This is a genomic window from Alloalcanivorax mobilis (genome assembly GCF_002864685.1).
Taxonomy (GTDB): domain Bacteria; phylum Pseudomonadota; class Gammaproteobacteria; order Pseudomonadales; family Alcanivoracaceae; genus Alloalcanivorax; species Alloalcanivorax mobilis.
The window spans coordinates 33,176-51,353 of sequence record NZ_NMQZ01000021.1 but is presented as its reverse complement, the minus strand read 5'-3'; the positions used below and the strand labels follow the sequence as shown (position 1 = coordinate 51,353).

The 18,178-nt window shown below is 64.5% G+C and carries 15 protein-coding genes; 8 read left to right on the top strand and 7 right to left on the bottom strand.

What is annotated here, in order from left to right; all coding sequences use genetic code 11:
• Positions 1-98: 98 nt before the first annotated feature.
• Both CGS25_RS11700 and CGS25_RS11695 read right to left on the bottom strand, forming a co-directional pair.
• On the bottom strand, positions 99-2,084 hold the full coding sequence (locus CGS25_RS11700) for a TRAP transporter permease (RefSeq protein ID WP_101675562.1): 1,986 nt from the start codon (positions 2,082-2,084) through the stop codon (positions 99-101).
• 32 nt (positions 2,085-2,116) lie between these two features.
• A complete protein-coding gene (locus CGS25_RS11695; RefSeq protein ID WP_089034163.1) occupies positions 2,117-3,277 on the bottom strand; it encodes a TAXI family TRAP transporter solute-binding subunit in 1,161 nt (386 codons plus the stop codon).
• 357 nt (positions 3,278-3,634) lie between these two features.
• On the opposite strand from CGS25_RS11695, the gene CGS25_RS11690 reads away from it, so the two are divergent.
• Complete coding sequence (locus tag CGS25_RS11690; protein WP_101675561.1) at positions 3,635-4,732, top strand: AI-2E family transporter; 1,098 nt, start codon at positions 3,635-3,637, stop codon at positions 4,730-4,732.
• Between the two features lie 88 nt (positions 4,733-4,820).
• Here CGS25_RS11690 and CGS25_RS11685 read toward each other — a convergent pair whose 3' ends face one another.
• The 4 genes from CGS25_RS11685 to CGS25_RS11670 all read right to left on the bottom strand — a co-directional run bounded on the left by CGS25_RS11685 (position 4,821) and on the right by CGS25_RS11670 (position 7,926).
• Positions 4,821-5,231 carry a glutaredoxin family protein gene (locus CGS25_RS11685; protein WP_089034161.1) on the bottom strand — a complete coding sequence of 137 codons (411 nt, stop codon included), beginning with the start codon at positions 5,229-5,231 and terminating at the stop codon, positions 4,821-4,823.
• Between the two features lie 92 nt (positions 5,232-5,323).
• A complete protein-coding gene (locus tag CGS25_RS11680) occupies positions 5,324-5,590 on the bottom strand; it encodes a DksA/TraR family C4-type zinc finger protein (protein WP_089034160.1) in 267 nt (88 codons plus the stop codon).
• A gap of 37 nt (positions 5,591-5,627) precedes the next feature.
• Positions 5,628-6,635 (bottom strand): DUF481 domain-containing protein, encoded by a 1,008-nt coding sequence (locus tag CGS25_RS11675; RefSeq protein WP_101675590.1) that lies wholly within the window; start codon positions 6,633-6,635, stop codon positions 5,628-5,630.
• Positions 6,636-6,744: 109 nt separating this feature from the next.
• Complete coding sequence (locus CGS25_RS11670) at positions 6,745-7,926, bottom strand: multidrug effflux MFS transporter (protein WP_101675560.1); 1,182 nt, start codon at positions 7,924-7,926, stop codon at positions 6,745-6,747.
• Between the two features lie 316 nt (positions 7,927-8,242).
• Between CGS25_RS11670 and CGS25_RS11665 the strand changes: the two genes are divergently transcribed.
• The 7 genes from CGS25_RS11665 (at position 8,243) to CGS25_RS11635 (ending at position 17,174) form a co-directional block, all read left to right on the top strand.
• Positions 8,243-9,052: a formate/nitrite transporter family protein gene (locus CGS25_RS11665; RefSeq protein ID WP_101675559.1), complete on the top strand. Its 810-nt coding sequence runs from the start codon at positions 8,243-8,245 to the stop codon at positions 9,050-9,052.
• A gap of 52 nt (positions 9,053-9,104) precedes the next feature.
• On the top strand, positions 9,105-10,859 hold the full coding sequence (locus CGS25_RS11660) for a bifunctional protein-serine/threonine kinase/phosphatase (protein WP_101675558.1): 1,755 nt from the start codon (positions 9,105-9,107) through the stop codon (positions 10,857-10,859).
• 557 nt (positions 10,860-11,416) lie between these two features.
• On the top strand, positions 11,417-12,631 hold the full coding sequence (locus tag CGS25_RS11655; RefSeq protein WP_101675557.1) for an MFS transporter: 1,215 nt from the start codon (positions 11,417-11,419) through the stop codon (positions 12,629-12,631).
• A 170-nt stretch (positions 12,632-12,801) separates the two neighbouring features.
• Positions 12,802-13,554: a DUF3348 family protein gene (locus CGS25_RS11650; protein ID WP_157933817.1), complete on the top strand. Its 753-nt coding sequence runs from the start codon at positions 12,802-12,804 to the stop codon at positions 13,552-13,554.
• On the top strand, positions 13,551-15,848 hold the full coding sequence (locus CGS25_RS11645) for a DUF802 domain-containing protein (protein WP_101675556.1): 2,298 nt from the start codon (positions 13,551-13,553) through the stop codon (positions 15,846-15,848). Before CGS25_RS11650 ends, CGS25_RS11645 begins: the two co-directional genes overlap by 4 nt.
• Positions 15,848-16,489 carry an OmpA family protein gene (locus tag CGS25_RS11640; RefSeq protein ID WP_101675555.1) on the top strand — a complete coding sequence of 214 codons (642 nt, stop codon included), beginning with the start codon at positions 15,848-15,850 and terminating at the stop codon, positions 16,487-16,489. Before CGS25_RS11645 ends, CGS25_RS11640 begins: the two co-directional genes overlap by 1 nt.
• Entirely contained in the window at positions 16,482-17,174 is a 693-nt protein-coding gene (locus CGS25_RS11635) for a DUF2894 domain-containing protein (protein WP_157933816.1), read from the top strand. The genes CGS25_RS11640 and CGS25_RS11635 overlap by 8 nt, the downstream gene beginning before the upstream one ends.
• A 27-nt stretch (positions 17,175-17,201) precedes the next feature.
• Here CGS25_RS11635 and CGS25_RS11630 read toward each other — a convergent pair whose 3' ends face one another.
• The gene (locus CGS25_RS11630; RefSeq protein WP_101675553.1) at positions 17,202-18,134 is read right to left on the bottom strand and encodes a glycosyltransferase family 2 protein; all 933 of its coding nucleotides are present in this window, start codon (positions 18,132-18,134) and stop codon (positions 17,202-17,204) included.
• Between the last annotated feature and the right edge of the window lie 44 nt (positions 18,135-18,178).

The following is an 18,178-nucleotide window of genomic DNA, read 5'->3' as shown; positions in this document are numbered from 1 at the left end:
CGAGGGCGCACCGGCAATATAACGTCACCGGGGCCGGATAAGAAGTTGGCGCCGGCAAGCCGGCGCCAGAACACGTTGGTACAGCCCGGGCGAGTGACTCAGGTACCACGCACCGGGACCGGCCTGCGATTCAGCCAGACACCCAGCGCCAACGCGGGCAGCGTCAATGCCAGGCTGAGCAGGAACAGCTCACTGTGGTCCAGCGGCACCGGGCCACCACCGGGAATCGCGAAGCTCATGCCACCCACGATCAGCATGCCACGCAGCGGCCACTGCAGAAGGCGGTGCACGGTCAGATCACCGACCCCGATCAAGTAGCCCTGCATGGCGCTGGCGATCAGCACCACGCCGACCAGCGCCTGCCCGAGCACCACCACGATTTCCTGCCATTGCCCCTGCAGAATCAGCGCCGGGTTGAGCACGAACAGGAACGGCACGAAGTAGATCACGCTGCCCAGCCGCATGGCGTTGAGGCCGGTTTCCATGGGCCGCGCGCCAGACACGGTGGCGGCGGCAAACGCGCCCAGCGCCACCGGTGGGGTAATAAAGCTGAGCATACCCCAGTAAAGAATGAACAGATGCACCGCCAACGGGTCCATGCCGCCACCCTGGATTAACGCTGGTGCCAACGCCACGGCGAGAAAAATGTACGCCGCGGTCACCGTCATGCCGATGCCGAGAATAAAGCTGGTCAGCGCGCCCATCATCAACAACACCAACGGATTGCCCCCGGCGATGTAGATCAGGTCGTTGGCGATGGTGCCGGAAAGACCGGTCACCGACAGCGCCCCGACCAACAGCCCGACACCGGCCAGAATGGTGATCAGTTCAGCGAACAGTTTGCCCGTGCTGGAAAAAAAGTCGCACACATCGCTCCAGCCCCAACGCTGATAAGGCAGAATCTGATTGATCACCAACAGCAGTGCGGTGGCGTAGAACGGCGCGATCGCTTCCTGGCGCAGATAAAACAGCATCCAGATCAGCAGCACGAACACGAACACGAAGTACCAGCCTTCTTTGAGGGTCTGCCGGAGTGACGGCAACTCCTCTTCCGGCAAGCCTTCCAGTTTATGTTTGGCCGCGTAGGCATCGATCTGGATAAACAACCCCAGATAGAACAACAACGACGGTACCACCGCCGCCAATGCGATGGTGCTGTAGGGAATGTTCAGGAAGCTTGCCATCACAAAGGCGGTGGCGCCCATCACCGGGGGCATCAGCACGCCACCGGTGGAGGCGCAGGCTTCCACGCCGGCGGCGTAGGCGCGGCCGAAGCCGACCCGGCGCATGGCGGGAATGGTAAGCACGCCGGTGGTCAGCACGTTGGTGATCACACTGCCGCTCATCGAGCCCATCAGGCCGCTGGAAAAGATCGACACCTTGGCCGGGCCACCGCGCACATGGCCAAGAAGCGCGAAGGCCAGGTTGATGAAGAATTTGCCGCCGCCGGTTTTTTGTAACGCCACGCCGAACAGCAAAAAGCCAATCACCAGATTGGCGAACGCCTGCAGTGGGATACCAAAAATACTTTCCCGGCTCATGGCGTGGTAGATCGCGGTCTGTTCCGGCGACGAAGGAAAGCCCTGGATCGGCCCGGGCATCAGATCAGCGAACAGCGGATAGGCACCGGCCACGCCGACAATGCACGCCAGCGCCAGCCCGCCGGCCCGGCGCACCGCCTCCACCACCAGCACCCAGAGCAGAAAGCTCATCAGCATGGCGTGGCGCGGAGCTTCGTATTCCCAACCGTTATCGAGAATGCGTTCGGCGTTATAAACAAAGAACCCGCACGTGGCCACGGCGATCACAAACAGCAGCACATCGTACCAGGGCACCTTACGCGGCGAGCACCCGGCCCGGATCGGCCACATCACAAACACCAGCGGCAACATCAACGCCACCACGGTGTAGAGAAACTGGCTTTCCACCGCGGTGATGATTTTCAGGTACCCCAGATTCAACACGTAATCCAGGGTCATCAGCGTCAGCGCCACGGTCGCCAGACGCGGAACCCAGAGCCAGAAGCCCTGCAGTTCCCGAATGCCGGACACCTGCCCGGCGGACGGTTCGGTTGTTGATTCCACGGCGTGCTGCTCCTTTCGGTGCGAGCCGCGGCTCAACGAAACACCGGATTCATGCCTTCAGCCTCAAGCGCCTTGGCGCGCGCCGTCATCCAAGCCTTGCTGAACGCCTCTTCGTCGTCCGGCGGGTTGGCACCGGTGAAGGCGTCCCAGGCACTCTTGAGCACCTGCTGGCGCTTCACAAGACGATCCTGGTGGGCTTGCATCTCATCGCTCCAGTGGCCGATTTTTTTGTAATAGGCCACCACTTCATCGTGGAACGGGATCACCCATTTCATGTTCTGCTGATCCAGGGCATAGCCGCTGTTGCCCGGTGCCGCGTCCTTATATTTATCGAAGTCCTCGATCAGCACCTTGATCAGATTGCCGGCCAGTCCGCTTTTTTCATCCGCGTTGGCGACCAGGATCGGGTACGGATAGCTGGCGCCTACCCAGGGCTTGTCCTTGCTGTACTCACCCGCCGCCAGAGTCACCTGGTGCGGCTGGAAGTAAGGCGCCACCGCTTGCAGCCGCTGCCAGCCTTGTTTGTCGTTCGGGTCGAGACGCGGCCAGACGATGCCACGGGGGCTGGCGGCCAGTTGCTGGGCCGGCGGTGCCACGCTCATGGTGAAAGCGGTGTCGCTCTGATTGGCGATGATGCCATCGAAGGCGCGCCCGTAGCCGGGAAACTCCACCCGTTCCACGTCGTCCCAGGTGAGCCCGCCGAAGGCCAGGAAAGCCTCGGTGCCCAGATTCAAAGCGTCGTCGCCGCGAATGTAGGACACCCGTTTCCCCTTCAGATCGGCCGGGGTTTTCACATCGATGTCACCAGCCACCGCCACGCCCAGCCCGAAGCTGGCGATGGAAGTGGCGATCACGCGAATCGGCTGCGGCCCCCACTTCGGGCCGGCGAACATCAGCACGCCTTCGGAGCCGTAATAGCTGGCGATGCCGCACGCGCACATCGGCACCCGGCCGGTACGCAGGGGCGTCATTCGTGACACGTCATTTTCGCCCGGCAGAATGCGCAGCGAGGTGCCGTACTCGTTCTGTAGCAGGTTGCCCACCGACACCATCTGCGTGTAGCCGGCGGAGCCGGTGCCGTAGGCGGTCATGGCGATGGTGTTGGGAAGGTTGACGTCTTTCGCGGAAAAAGCCACGCCGGGCAGCACCATCAAGGCGCAGAGGAGGGTCAGCCCTCGCTGGATAGTTCTCATTGATCTCTCCCGTTTTGATGTTGTTGTAATAAAAGTCGCATCACGGTTCCGCTGTGCGGAATAAGGGTTCAAATATTGCTATCCGCACCTTATACCTCCATTGCCAACGGGAAACAGCAACAGGGTTTCCCCGAATCATCCATTAGGGACATGCGGAGGGCGTGCGACGGAAATCGCGGCCGAGCGGGCGTGCCGCCAACGGCAGCGAACGCCACCAGTTGTAATACGGTCGGCAACCATTTTAACAGTCGGCGTGAAGATGCTTCGGTATGATGCCGTTAATCAAACGATGGGATAAAAACCGGGCCAGCGACAGCCGTTCCCAAGCCGACCACGCCACCAAATCGCGGACACGTCATGCCTTCCACGCCCACGCCAGAATCCCGCCCCCCCGTAGACCGGGACAACCTGGTCACTCAGGTCAGCGTGCGCTCGGCCATGCTGACCGGCATCTTTGTGTTGCTGGTGATGTATACCCTGTACTTCGCCGCCACCCTGTTTATCCCACTGATCGTCGCCTTTCTGATCAGCCTGATCTTTACCCCGGTGGTGCGCGCCTTGCGGGTACTGAAAATTCCGCCGCCGGTGAGCGCCGCGGTGGCGGTGGTGGCGGTGCTGGCTTTTGCGTTCGGCTCTCTGTACGGCCTGTCAAAACCGGCCGAGCAGTGGCTGCAAAAAGCACCCCAGGACCTGCAGCGCATCGAGCTGAAACTGCAGAATTTGCAAGCACCGATTGAAAAGCTGCAACAAGCCAGGCGGCAGCTCGATCAAATGGCTCCCGGCGAGCAGAACAAGGATAACAGCGCGGGCACTCAATGGTCGCCAGTGCAGTGGCTGCTCAACGGCACCTGGTCGGCGCTGTACGGCATCACCCTGAGCGTGATTCTGCTCTATTTCATGCTCGCCTCCGGCGACACTTTCTTGCGCAAGCTGGTGCGGGTGATTCCGCAATTTCACGACAAACGGGCGGCGGTGGAAACAGTGCGTTTGATTCAAACCAGCATTGCCACCTATCTGGGCACCATTACCCTGATTAACCTGGCTCTGGCGGCGGTGGCCGCGTTGACTCTCTACCTGTTCGATGTGCCCAACCCGGTGCTGTTCGGCGCCATGGTCGGGCTGTTGAATTACGCTCCCTATGTGGGCTCGGTGATCAGCACCACCGTGTTGCTGGCGGTCTGCCTGCTCACCTTTCAGGGCGGGTTGCTGGATATCGTTCTGCCCCCGGCGGTGGTGCTGGCCTTCAACGTTCTTGAAGGCCAGTTCATCACACCCACCATCGCCGGGCACCGGCTGGCGCTGAGCCCGGTGGCGGTGTTTCTGTCGATTCTGTTGTGGGGCTGGATGTGGGGCGTGGTCGGTATTCTGATCGCGGTACCGCTATTGGTGTGCATCAAACTGGTGTGCGACAACATCGAGTCGCTGAGCATCGTGTCAGAATTTCTCGGCCACTGAGCCGCTTCGGCCAAAGGCCGGCGAACAGATCATCGCCGCGCTCGATGGCCAGCCTTGCAGGCCGCTACCACGCCGAGATCCGTCAGGGTCAGCGGGAAGACGCCGGCACGGCGTCGTCGAACCGCTCGGCCAGCCACGCCTTGATGCGATCGGACTCATACAGCCACTCGGTCTCGCCGCCATCCCCGTCAATACGCAGGCACGGCACTTTAACCCGGCCACCGCCTTCGCTCAGCGCCTGCCGGTGCTCGGCGATGTGCTGGGCGTCACGGGTTTCGATGTTCAGCCCGAGGCGGGCAATTTCCTTGCGCACCTTGATGCAAAACGGACACGCCTTGAATTGATACAGCGCCAGTTGCTGGCAAGCCTGATCGATTTCGAGCTGTTGCCGCGGCGCTCGTTGGCGGCGCTTGGGCGTGCTCAGCGTTTCGGCCAGCAGCATCACCGGGGTGAGCAATACGCGCAGGGTGCGGAAAAAGTAGCGAATCACCAGTTTCATAACGGGTCTCGGCCGGGAAGTGAGGAGTCGGGCCACCCGGGCGGGCGGCGGCGCCATGATAGCAAAAAGGCGGGCCGCCGTTTGCCGCCGGTTCAGCGCAGTTGGCTGTCTTTGCTGCCGCGCCGGTTGTACCCCTCCGAGCGCACTTCGGCTTCGTCGCGCTCACTCTGGCAGGCCACGCACAGCCGCACCCCGGGCAACGCCTGGCGGCGCGCCTCGGGAATCGGTGCTTCGCATTCCTCGCAATGGGTCAGGCCGCGCCCCGCCGGCAGCCGGCTGCGCGCGTGCTCCACCGCGGAATCCACGGTGCTGTCGATTTGATCCTGAACGGCTCCGTCACGAGCCCAGCCGGTTGCCATGGTGCCCTCCGTGCGTTCGATGGTGTGATCCGTGCTGTTACCAGCCGATGCCCAGCCCCAGACTGTAGTCGGTTTCGTCCAGGTCTTCGGTGGAGTCCTTGACCAGATCGGTCTCGGCTTTCAGGCTCAGCGACGCCCAATCGGTGAGCATGTAGCGCAGGCCAATGGCCGCGTCCACCGCGTAGCCGCCATCAGCGCCGGTGATCGCCCTGCCGACGCTGCCCTGGCTGAACAGCTCGAAAGTCTTGCCGACCAGAAAACGGTTGTAGTCCCATTGCATGCTCAGGCCGTAGAAATCTTCGTCGTTTTCCTCGGCGTAACTGTATTGATTGTAGCTGAGCAGCCAGGCCAGCGAGAAGGCGCCCAGTTCATTGTCCCAGAACTGATAACCCGGGCCAGTGCCCACCGTGCGCCGCCGGCGCACGTCTTCGAACCAATCCCGCTGATATTCATAACGGCCCTGCCAGAAGCGGCTCTCGCTGAGAAAGCGGTCAAGCGCGTACTTGGCGCTCCAGTCCTGCTCGATGCGCTCGCCATCGGCGAACTTGCGGTTGTAATCGCCCTGAATATTATGCCGCCAGGGGCCGTGGCGGGCCTGGTTGTTGAGCGACAGATCGAAGTCGTCGGTGTCGCGCTCGGCGCGCACATAGTGAATGTCGAAATCCAGATCGCCGGTCCACTGAAGGTCCTGAATCAGGGGTTTAGGCCGCAAAATCTGGCTGATGCCGGTCAACGCCAGGGTGGTGTCGGCGCCGTTTTGCAGCGTCACCGTGCCCGGCTCCGCCGCCCGTATTGCACGGCTCACCTCGCCCCGGCTGCCCGGCCACTGAATCAGTAAGGCTTCGTCGCTCTGCAGGGTGCTGATCATGGCGCGATCGATGGGCACGGAGCCGGCGTAGGGCGTTTCCAAAAGCAGTTTACTGCTGTCCATCAGCACGATCTTGCCGGTCATTCGGTCGCCGTTGGTCAGCCAGACGGTGTCCGCCAGGGCACCGGTGCCGGGCACAACCAAAAACAGGCAGAGAAAAGTACGGAATGAGGGCATGGTCTCGAATCGCGCAAACAATAACGGGGGGCGGGCCGCCACCGGGCTGTGAGGCAGGCATCCGGACAAAGAGTTCCGGCGCCGCACAACAATTTTCATCGGCCGTGACTCAGTCGCGCCCCGGCCGCAGCACCCTTACCACGATCATCATGCAGATCGAAGAGCAGATAAACATGGCGGCGATCACCGAACCGAGGGTTTCCGGCATCAGTGTGGAGAGCGCGCTGAGCAGGCCGGCGACGCCGAACTGCGCCGCCCCCAACAGCGACGCGGCGGTGCCGCCATGGCGCTCGAAGAACTCCATGAAACAGGCCTGATTGTTGGGTGCCACGCCACCCTGGGCGCCCACCGTGATCATCATCGCCGGCAGAAACAGCCACACCGAGGCGCCGGTCCAGGTCATCACCGCCAGCAGCAATACCCCGACGAACTGCACGCTCAGGCAGGTGATCAGAATCTGCCGCGAGGTGAAGCGGTTCAGCACCGCCCGGTTGGCGAGATTCACCAGCAGCATCATCACGATATTGGCCCCGAACAACAGGGCGAACACCGATTCGGACTGCCCGAAGTGCTCCTGATAGATAAACGAAGAGTGGGTGATGAACAGCATCATCACCGAGAACGCGAACGCCTGCAGGAACAGAAACGGCAGGGCCGGGGTGGTGGTGAACACCGACCGATAGCGGGTCAGCAAGGATTCCCGGGGCGCCGGGGTGCTGTTCTTGGGCGCCGCCGAGCGCAACACGAACAGGGTAATCAGAGGGATCAGCCCGAGCGCGTAAACCGCCAGAAACTGGAAAACAGTACGCCAGCTTCCCACCGCCAGCAATGCGCTGCCAATGCTCGGCGCCACCCCCGGCGCCACCACCATGATCAGGCCAATCATGCTGAACAGCTTGGCGGCGTCACGGCCCCTGACCCGGTCACGCACCAACGCCGGCACCAGCACCATCACCCAGCCACCGCCAAACGCCTGCGCCGCCCGCCACCGCAGCAACGTTTCCAGGGAGCCGGCCTGGCTGACGCCCACGCAGGCGACGATAAAAATGCCCAGCCCGGCGTACATCACCCGGGCACGGCCGATGTGATCCGACAACGGCCCACCCACCAACTGCCCCACCGCCAGACCGAACACATAGATCGAGAGGCTGCGCGCCACCTCGCCAATGTTGACGCCCAGTGCCTCGGCCATGGCCGGAAAAGCGGGCAAGTAGGCGTCAATGGAGAACGGGCCCAGCGCCATGGTCAGGGCGAGCACAAAGGGCAAAGCCAGGGGATAGGGTCGTGACATGAGAGCGAGGCATCGGCTTACTGGTTGATAATATCAACTATATAGATTGGCGCGCTGAGATTCAAGCATTCGTCGCCCCCATTTACGCACCACAATGTGGCGCCGCGCGCGCACCAAAGCGGGACGGTGCACCGCGCCACTCTCTCCGCGGCGCCGCCCGGCGCACACCACCAGGCCAAGGCCACGACGGAACACGTCGGGTTTTTCCTACCCGCACGCGCTTCCGGGCCGGCAAGCGGCGCCGACACATCAACTGGCATGCCCCTTGCTGTTTCTCATTCAGCCCAACCAGAGGCACACACACAGGGGAAAACAGATGTCGTATTTAATTCCATCGGAATTCGTCACCAAAATGGTGGACGCAGGGGAATCGAAAATTTTCATGGCCACCCGGGACGCCCTGATCCGCGCTTATATGGCCGGGGCCATTCTGGCGATCGCGGCGGTGTTCGCGGTGACCGTGGCGGTTCAGACCGGCTACCCGATCATCGGCGCGATCCTGTTCCCGGTGGGCTTCTGCATCCTTTATCTGATGGGCTTCGATCTGCTGACCGGGGTGTTCGCGCTCTCCCCCCTGGCGCTGTTCGATAAACGCCCTGGTGTCACCCTCGGCGGCGTGCTGAAAAACTGGGGCATCGTGTTCGTTGGCAACTTTCTTGGCGCACTGACCGTGGCGGTGTTGATGTCGATCGTGTTCACCTACGGTTTTTCCACCGAGCCCAACGGCGTCGGCAAGGTCATCGCCGGCATCGGCGAAGCCCGCACCCTGGGCTACAAGGAATACGGCGCCGGCGGCATGCTGACCATCTTCATTCGTGGCATCCTGTGCAACTGGATGGTGTCGCTGGGGGTGGTCGGCGCGATGGTCTCGACCACCGTCAGCGGTAAGGTGATCGCCATGTGGATGCCGATCATGCTGTTCTTCGGCATGGGTTTCGAGCATTCGGTGGTCAACATGTTCCTGTTTCCCTCGGCGCTGATCATGGGCGGCAATTTCTCGATCGCCGACTACCTGATCTGGAACGAACTGCCGGTGGTGCTGGGTAATCTGCTCGGCGGCCTGGGGCTGACCGGGTTGACCCTTTACGCCACTCACCTGCGCACCGGCCCGAAGCGGGCGCACTGACTCAGGCCCTTATTAAAGCCCCGGCTCCGGCCGGGGTTCACCGGCGACCGCCATGCCTTCAGCCATCCGGCCCAAAACGCTGCGTCTTTCCATCGGCCAGTATTCCAGCCCGGGCCGCAAGCCCGTCAACCAGGATTTCCACGGCGCGCGGATTCCGCCAGCCCCATTGCTGCACAGTAAAGGCATCGCCGTGGCACTCGCCGATGGCATCAGCAGCAGTGCCGTCAGCCAGATCGCCAGCCAGGCGGCGGTGGGCGGCTTTCTCGAAGACTATTTCTGTACGCCCGAGGCCTGGTCGGTGAAAACCGCCGCGCAGCGGGTCCTGATCGCCACCAACTCCTGGCTGCACGCCCAGACCCGCCAAAGCCAGTATCGCTACGATCAGGACAAAGGCTACGTGTGCACCTTCAGCGCGGTGATCTTCAAATCCGCCACCGCGCATCTTTTCCACGTCGGTGACGCCGGCGTGTTCGTTTTGCAAAACCAGCGCCTGGAGCCGCTAACGCGCATCCACCGGCTGCACGCCTCCTCGCAGGTCAGCTATCTGGCCCGCGCCTTGGGCGCCGACCAACACCTGGAAATCGATTACCACACGCTGCCGCTAAGCAAAGGCATGGTCTGGCTGCTGGCCACCGACGGCGTGCATGAGTATTTGCACGCGGACACGGTGGCCGAGGCCGTGCATCAGCACCGGGGCGATCTCGATGGCGCCGCCCGGGCCATCGCCGAGCACGCCTATCAAAGCGGCAGCGACGACAACCTCACCGTGCAGCTGGTGCGCGTTGATGACTGGCCCGCCCCGGACGCCGGCGAACGGCTTGAGCACATCGGCCAATTGCCGCCGGCGCCGTTACTGGAGGCGCGGGCGCGCTTCGACGGCTACACCGTGATCCGCGAACTGCACGCCAGCAGCCGCAGCCACGTTTACCTCGCCAAGGACGACCACAACAGTGCCGTGGTGGCGCTGAAAGTGCCTTCGCTGGACCTGCGTGATGACCCGCGCTATCTGGAACGGCTGCTGATGGAGGAATGGGTGGCGCGCCGGATCAACAGCCCCCACGTTCTCAAGGCGCCGCCGGCGGCGCGGCCGCGCCAGGCGATCTATACGGTGATGGACTTCATCGACGGCCAGACCCTTCAACAATGGATGATCGACCACCCCACCCCGGACCTGGCCACGGTACGCGGCCTGATCGGGCAGATCGCCAACGGTCTGCGCGCCTTTCACCGCCTGGAAATGCTGCACCAGGACCTGCGCCCGGCGAACATCATGATCGACGCCACCGGCACCGTGACCCTGATCGATTTCGGCTCCACGCGGGTCGCCGGCCTGGTCGAAGCCGACCCCGCCCGCCACCACGACGCCCTGCTGGGCACCGCCCAATACACCGCCCCGGAGTACTTCCTCGGCCAGCCGGGCAGCGCCCGCTCGGATTTGTTTTCCCTCGGCGTGATCACTTACCAGTTGCTCACCGGCGCCCTGCCCTACGGCGCCCAGGTGGCCAAATGCACCACCCGCGCCGCGCAGAACCGGTTGCGCTACGGCACCGGGCTGCGTGATCGCCAGGACGTGCCGGCGTGGGTCAACGAGGCCGTAAAGCGGGCGGTGCAACCGGACCCCAACAAACGCTATCCGGCGCTCTCGGAATTCCTGTTCGACCTGCACCACCCGCGCCGGGAATTCCTCGCCCGCGGCCCGCTGCCGCTGATCGAACGTGATCCGGTACGTGCATGGCAAGGCATCGCCCTGGTGCTGGCGGTGACCGTGATCATCCTGCTGGCGCGGCTCAGCGCCGCCGGCGCCTGAACCCTTCGGTTGTTGCTGACAGGCCCCGTGTCACGCCGCCACCATCCGTTTCGCTCCAGCCGGGGGGCGGCTTAAAGTTGGGTTCTGCGCAGTCGCCACCACCACCCACCCCGGTTCATCGTTGTTGGTACCCGGACCGGTTCCGCTACCTGGAAGCGGAGCTGTGTGGGTGCCTTCCGGGACCCTTTTTGGCAGGGATGCCAAAAACGGGAGCGCCCATGGATGGCTCGAGCGATCCCGGAAGGCACCCGCACAGATGCGCGTCCCGGATAGAAACCTCCCGCATGGATTTCCCGCTAAAGCGCGATGAACCAAAAAAACAGCCAAACCGTTATGCTTGAATGCAGCTATCATTAACGCAACCCGTTACGTATCAGGTTTCAAATTCCAAGCTATAAATAACGTCTTGCCATTGAAGCCTCCCCACCGTTGATCCGGTATCAGCGAATCACCACCGATGAGGTAAGACATCGCCCGCTCGCCAGCAACGCGATGCCCGGCGAACTGTTGTAGAGTAGGCGCGCTCTTTCCCAGCCAGCCGCCCGGATCGTCCGCCCATGAACTTGCGTCGCACCACGTCATCCCGCCCCAATGCCGTTGTCATGGTGGTGTCCGGCATGCTGGTGTCGCTGGTGACGATTGTGTTCGCGCGCCTGGCCTATGGGTTGATCCTGCCGCCCATGCGCGACGCTCTCGGCCTGAGTTATCGGCAGGCGGGCAATCTGGGCACGATCACGGCACTCGGCTATTTGCTGTTCGTGCTGCTCGGCGGCGTCGCCGCCAGCCGCTGGGGGGCGCGCAAGGCGGTGATCGGCGGCTTGCTGACGGTGACCCTCGGCTTCACCGGGCTGGCGTTCGCCAACGGCTACCCGGTGATCGTGGTGTTGATGGTCCTGCTCGGCATCGGCACCGCCTTTTGTTTCGCGCCGATGATTTCGTTGCTGGCCACCTGGTATCCGCACCGGCGCGGGCTGGTGATTGGCTGCATGGGCGCGGGCGTCGGCGCCGGCCTGTTTCTGACCGGCCTGCTGGTGCCCTGGCTCAGCGAGTGGCTCGGCGCCCAGGGCTGGCGGGCGGCGTGGGGGGTGTTCGCGGTGATCGGCGCGCTGGTCAGCGTGCTGGTGACGCTTGGGGTGTACGATCCACCGGCGTTCGATGGCCACCATGAGCAGGCGCCACCGGAGGTGGATAAATGGCGCATCTACGGCAATGGCCGGGTGATCACGGTGGCGGTGGTGTATGGCATCGTCGGCATGATCTACATCATCCAGGCGATTTTCATGGTCAGCTTCGCCGAAGAGTCGGGGCTGGCGCCCACCACCGCCGGCTGGCTGATGGCCATGAACGGGCTGCTGTCGGTGGCCAGCGGCCCGTTGTGGGGCACGCTGTCGGACACCTGGGGGCGCGGCAATGCGCTGTTGCTGTCGATGGCGGCGGTGACCGTGGCCATGGCACTGCCACTGGTGGACCCCGTTTTCCCGTTTTTCTTCGCCCATTTTCTGATCATGGGCTGCGCCATGAACGGCCTGTTCACCATGGTTCAGGCCGCCAGCACCGATCAGGTGGCGCCCCGGCATATTCCGATTACCTTCAGCTACGTGACGCTGTTCTTCGCCGGCGGCCAGTTTATCGGCCCGGCGGTGGCCGGCTGGCTGATCGAAGCCAGCGGCGGCTTTCAGGCCGCCATCGGCTTTTCCTGCGCCGCCTTGCTGGGCGGCCTCTGCCTGACCCTGAGAATCCGCCACTTTCCCGCCGAGGTGGCGGTGTCCTGAGCGCCCGGCTGCCCGCCTCCGGTCGGTCACGGCGCCCGCCACCGCACGGATTCCCGCACGCGCATTGGTGGCGCCGGCCGAGTTGATTAGAATGGGCGGCTTGCCGATGCGCCCGCATCGCATCGGCGCCACACTCTTTACCCGCCCTCGCGGCAACGATGAGCAACACCATGCATAGGAAGCAGACCTCGGCGCCCACCGCCGCCTACAGCGCCAGGCTGGTGCGCTTGCTCGCTACCCTGGAGGGGCGCAAAGCGGCGCCGCCGGCGGGCAGTTTCGCCGAGCGCCTGGGCCGCCTGTTCGACCTGCCCGACACCATCGCGCTGGATCACGCCCGCCAGCACTACCCGGCCGGGCCCTTCGCACCGCAGCCGGATCTGGCGCGACGGCTGCGCGAGGATGCCGATCAACTCCGCGACTCCCAAGTGGCGCGCATCGCCGAAGCCTTCAGCGACGGCGGCAGCGCCGCCCTGCGCCTGCCGCCGCCGGAAACCAACGCAGCGGGCCCATCCTTCAAGCCCTATCAGCGCTTTTACCTTGGCCACCAGCGCCAGCAAATCGCTTCGATCCAACCGTTGCGCCTGCGCCTGCGCCAGGTACTCGCCGGGCTCGGCCCGGAACAGGCGCAACTGGCGGCGCTGGACGCGGTGTTCGACAACGCCCTGGCCGGCTACGGCCGGCGCGGCTTCGATGCCCTGCCCGCCGTGCTGGAGCGGCGCTTCCGCGCGCTCTGGCGCGAGCATCGCGAGCGCCAGCCCGACGCCCTTCAGCAAGACCCGGCCGCATGGCTGGCGCCGGGCGCCTGGCTGCATCGCTTCTGCCAGGAAATGCGCCTGATGCTGCTGGCGGAACTGGAAACCCGGCTGCAACCCGTGCAGGGCCTGCTGGACGCACTGAATCAAGAGGACCACGACCCCCGATGACACCTTTCCTGTTCGCACTGGTCTTTGCCCTGGGCGCCCTCGCCGTGATCTGGGTGGGGCTCGGCTTTGTCGGCGGTCAATTGATCGCCCTGGCCGCCACCCTGCTGATCGCCGCCGTTTACGGGCTTGGTTTTCTCGAGTTGCGGCATTTTCGCCGCGCCACCCGCGGGCTGGCCGAACAACTGCGCTCGCCACCCACCAACCAGGACACCCTGACCGGCTGGCTGGCCGGGCTGCCCGCCGCCCTGCGCGGTGCCGTGGCCCGGCGCATCGACGGTGAACCGGTGGCGCTGCCCGGCCCGGTACTGACCCCTTATCTCACCGGCCTGCTGGTGATGATGGGCCTGTTGGGCACTTTTATCGGCATGATCGTGACCCTACGGGGCGCGGTCACCGCACTGGAAGGTGGCTCCGAGCTGCACGCCATTCGCAGCGCGCTGGCCGCGCCCATCCAGGGCATGAGCCTGGCCTTCGGCACCTCCATCGCCGGGGTCGCGGCCTCCGCCATGCTGGGCCTGGCGGCGGTACTCAGCCGCCGCGACCGGCTGCTCGCCACCCGCGAATTGGACGGGCTGATTCAGCAGGGGCTGCGCCCGCTGTCGTCCAAATACCAGCGCCAGGAAGCCTACCGCGCACTGCAACAACAAGCCGGCGCCTTGCCCGCCGTGGTGGAAAGCCTGAACGCCCTGGCCAGCCGCATGGAAACCATGGGCGATCAGTTGGGCAACGCGCTCACCGCCAATCAGCAGCGTTTCCACGACGACATCAACGGCCATTATCAGGCCCTGGCCCGCTCGGTGAGCGACACCCTGGGCCACAGCCTGGCGGAAAGCGGGCGGCTCGCCGCCGAGAGCGCCCGCCCGGTGATGGAGCAAGCGCTGGAGCGTCTTAATCAGCAGGTCGAGCGCACCCACCAGCGTCTCGGCGAAATCACCGACAGCCGCCTGGCCGGCCTCGCCGAACGCTTCCAAGCCACCACCGAGCAAGCCGCCGAACACTGGCGCGCCGGCCTCACCGAACAGCACGCCGCCAGCGACCGGCTGGCGGAATCGGTGCACGCGTCCCTGCAAACCCACAACGATCAGTTCCAGCGCCACGGCGAACAATTGCTGACGCACACCCGCGCCCACCATGAGGCCCTGCACGCCAGCAGCGCGCAGTATCTGCAACAACTGGGCGAGCGCTTTGAACGCACCACCGAACAGGCCAGCGAACACTGGCGCACCGGCCTGCAGGCCCAGCAGCACACCAGCGAACGGCTCGCCGACACCGTCGCCACCTCTTTGGCGCGCCAGGGCGAGCAGTTTCAGAAGCACGGCGACGCCCTGCTCAAGCAGGTGCGTGAGCAACAGCAGCACCTGCACCACACCAGCGAGCAACATCTGGCCACCCTTGCCGAACGCTTCCAGGCCAGCACCGAGCAGGCCAGCGAGAGCTGGCGCGCCGGGCTCAACGAACAGCAACGCGGCGGCAGCGCTTTGATCAGTGAAATCGGCGCCGCCCTGAGCGGCCACAATCAACAGTTTCAGCGCACCGCCAGCGAACTGCTCGACGGCCAGCGCAACGGATTGGACACTCTGGTTACCCAGGTCGGCGACGCACTCAGCCGCCTGCGCGATCAGGAAGCGCAACGGGCCACGGCCGCCGGTGAACGGCTGGCCGACCTGGAACACACCGTCGCCGATCATCTGGCGGCACTGGGCACGGCCCTGGAAGCGCCCATGACCCGGCTGATCGAAACCGCCTCGGAGACCCCCAAGGCCGCCGCCGAGGTGATCGCCAAGCTGCGCTCGGAGATCACCCGCAACAGCGAACGTGACAACGAGCTGCTGGAGGAACGCCGCCGCATCATGGCCGAGCTGGACACCCTGCTCAGCGCCCAACGCGACGCCGCCGGCGCCCAGCGCGAAGCAATTGAAACCCTGATCCGCGACGCCAGCCGGGTGCTCACCGACACCGGCCAGGCGTTCTCCACCCGCATTGATGAACAGGCCGGCAAGCTTGATCAGGTGGCCGCCGAGGTCACCGGCAGCGCGCACGAGGTGGCCAGCCTCAGCGACGCCTTCGCCACCGCCGTGCAGGTGTTCAGCGACGCCAACGACAAGCTGGTGGAAAACCTGCAAAGCATCGAAACCGCCTTGCAGCAATCCAGCACCCGCAGCGACGAACAGCTCGCCTACTACGTGGAACAGGCCCGCGAAGTGATCGACCTGAGCATGACCTCGCAAAAAGACGTGCTCGACACCCTCGGCGCCCTGCGTCAGAGCGAGCCGCCGGCCGGCGGGGCACGCTGATGGATGACCTGCACGACCAGGACACCCCCGCCACGCCGGTGTGGGCGATCTTTTCCGACCTGATGGCCGCGCTGGTGGGGCTGTTCGTGCTGTTGCTGGTGTGGGTGATCGGCATTCAGCTTGAATTGAGCCAGTCCCTGGAGCAGGAAAAAGCCCAGCGCCAGGCGGAACAGCAACGCCGCCAGACCCTTGAACAGGCCCTCGCCGACCCGCTCGCCAGCGGCCGCATCTCGTTCCACAACGGCCGCATCGGCATCAACGGCAGCGTGCTGTTCGCGCTCAATGCCGACCAGCTGCAACCCAACGGCGAGGCGTTGCTGCGCACCCTGGTGGCACCGCTGCGCGCCTACCTGAGCGAGCACGACGAACTGCTGATGGTGAGCGGCTTCACCGACGACCTGGCGATTCAGAAAGACAACCCCCGCTACGCCGACAACTGGGGGCTGTCCGCGCAACGCGCACTCACCGTTACCCGCACCCTGATCGCCCAGGGCATTCCCGCGGAGCGCATCTTCGCCGCCGCCTTCGGCGACAATCAGCCGGTGGTGCCCAACCAGGACAACGCCTCCCGCGCCAAGAACCGGCGCGTGGAAATCACCACCGTGCCGCGCGCCAGCAATGAGGCCAGCGGCAATGAGTGACGCGGGCACCGAACAGCGGCTCCGGGCGCTTGAACGCCAAGGCGCCCACCGGCACCGCCCGGCGCGCTTTCGCTACCTGCAAAGCCTCGCCGAACGGCTCGCCGGCGACCGCCAGCCAGCCCCTGCTCAGTTGCGCAAACTGCAACAGGCACTGGCCGATTTCGAAGCGGAATTTCTGAACCAGAAAGCGCAAGCCCGGGCGCTGCTCGACGACGCCGGCCACGCCGATGACGCCCACCGCACCGCCCTTGAACACCACTTGGAAAACGGCGAGTTCGACGCCCTGCGCCGGCTGATCCGCCAGCGGCAACGCACTCCGTCCCCGCTCACCGGCCTGCTCAGGGCCCTGCACAACAGTGACGCCGACCCGGCCCCGGCACCCGCGACCTCCCTGGACGCCGCGCTACAGCAACAACACCGCCTGCTTGAACAGGATGCGCAAACGCCACGCCGGGAACTGAAAGCCCTGCGCCACCTGCGCGACGCCCAGGCCCGCCTGCACACCCGCCAGCGTGTCCACCACGCCATCGCCGACACCCCCGGCGACGCCGGCCCCCTCAACGCCCAACGGCAAGTCACCCGCGCCCTGGAAACCCTACGCGACACCGCCCCCGCCTACCTGGAAAACCTGGCCAACTATATGGATGCGTTGATGGTGTTGGAGAAGTTGGGGAAGAAGAAGTAGGGGAGGGCGGTTTTCAGTGTTCAGTTTTCAGTCATTGGATCGGAACATGGCGCCGGCATCACCGGCCGCGATGAAGCTGTACACATACCGCCGCAGAAAGCGCGGACGCAAAGCTTTTCGGAAGTCCGCGCGCAGGGCGATGCGGAAGTAGTGCCTTACCAGGTCCGGGCGGTGTTGGCGGTGGGCGAGTTTAAGCAGTGACAGGGCGCGGTGGGCGCGGTAGGGGCGACGTAACGCGGCCGCCCAGGGCGGCAGGGCGTGGTCGAAGATGCTCGCTTCCAGGTCCATGCCGACGCGCAGCGCGGCGGTGAGGTCGTGGCGCAGGCTGTCGGGGTGTTTGTGAATCCTGGCCAGTGGTGTGTCGATGCCGGTGGTGGGGTAGTGGGCGAGCACGCGGGCAAAGAAGGGAATGTCTTCGGTGTGGCGCAGGCCGGGCTCATAGCGCACCGTGGTGAATAAGCCGCGATGCAGGGCGCAGGCGCCGTTGCAGATGTTCAACCGTTTGTTCAGGAACGCGCTGAGATTGTCCGCCGGGTTGTCGGTCACCGGGCCGGGTTCGCGGCGTTTCACAACCTCATGCTCTTCCACCTGATAACCGCCGATCACCAGCCGCGATGGCGGATTTTCGCGAATCGCGTGGCGCAGGGCGATCAGCGCGCCCGGCAGCAGTTCGTCGTCGGCATCGAGAAAGATCAGCCACGGGTAGCGGCTCACCACCACGCCGCGGTTACGCACCGCCGCCTGCCCTTGATTGTGCTGGCGCAGGAGCGTCAGCCGGTGGCCGTGCCGTTCGGCCAGCGTGGCCATCACCTGGTCGGTGTTGTCGGTGGAGCCGTCGTCGATCACGATCACTTCCAGGGCGCCGTCGTCCTGATCGAGCGCCGACAGCACCGCCCGCTCAAGGCAGTAACCATAGTTGTACGCCGGTATCACCACGGAAAAGCCAAAGCCCGCTTCCATACGTCCCCCTCATGGGCCAACGAATGGCAAGACGACGCCGTGTT

What these genes read in the sequence shown, in the direction of transcription:
- CGS25_RS11695 (WP_089034163.1), bottom strand. Translation starts at nt 3,277, where the DNA reads ATGAGAACTATCCAGCGAGGGCTGACCCTCCTCTGCGCCTTGATGGTG.
- CGS25_RS11690 (WP_101675561.1), top strand. Translation starts at nt 3,635, where the DNA reads ATGCCTTCCACGCCCACGCCAGAATCCCGCCCCCCCGTAGACCGGGAC.
- CGS25_RS11685 (WP_089034161.1), bottom strand. Translation starts at nt 5,231, where the DNA reads ATGAAACTGGTGATTCGCTACTTTTTCCGCACCCTGCGCGTATTGCTC.
- CGS25_RS11680 (WP_089034160.1), bottom strand. Translation starts at nt 5,590, where the DNA reads ATGGCAACCGGCTGGGCTCGTGACGGAGCCGTTCAGGATCAAATCGAC.
- CGS25_RS11675 (WP_101675590.1), bottom strand. Translation starts at nt 6,635, where the DNA reads ATGCCCTCATTCCGTACTTTTCTCTGCCTGTTTTTGGTTGTGCCCGGC.
- CGS25_RS11670 (WP_101675560.1), bottom strand. Translation starts at nt 7,926, where the DNA reads ATGTCACGACCCTATCCCCTGGCTTTGCCCTTTGTGCTCGCCCTGACC.
- CGS25_RS11665 (WP_101675559.1), top strand. Translation starts at nt 8,243, where the DNA reads ATGTCGTATTTAATTCCATCGGAATTCGTCACCAAAATGGTGGACGCA.
- CGS25_RS11660 (WP_101675558.1), top strand. Translation starts at nt 9,105, where the DNA reads ATGCCTTCAGCCATCCGGCCCAAAACGCTGCGTCTTTCCATCGGCCAG.
- CGS25_RS11655 (WP_101675557.1), top strand. Translation starts at nt 11,417, where the DNA reads ATGAACTTGCGTCGCACCACGTCATCCCGCCCCAATGCCGTTGTCATG.
- CGS25_RS11650 (WP_157933817.1), top strand. Translation starts at nt 12,802, where the DNA reads ATGCATAGGAAGCAGACCTCGGCGCCCACCGCCGCCTACAGCGCCAGG.
- CGS25_RS11645 (WP_101675556.1), top strand. Translation starts at nt 13,551, where the DNA reads ATGACACCTTTCCTGTTCGCACTGGTCTTTGCCCTGGGCGCCCTCGCC.
- CGS25_RS11640 (WP_101675555.1), top strand. Translation starts at nt 15,848, where the DNA reads ATGGATGACCTGCACGACCAGGACACCCCCGCCACGCCGGTGTGGGCG.
- CGS25_RS11635 (WP_157933816.1), top strand. Translation starts at nt 16,482, where the DNA reads ATGAGTGACGCGGGCACCGAACAGCGGCTCCGGGCGCTTGAACGCCAA.
- CGS25_RS11630 (WP_101675553.1), bottom strand. Translation starts at nt 18,134, where the DNA reads ATGGAAGCGGGCTTTGGCTTTTCCGTGGTGATACCGGCGTACAACTAT.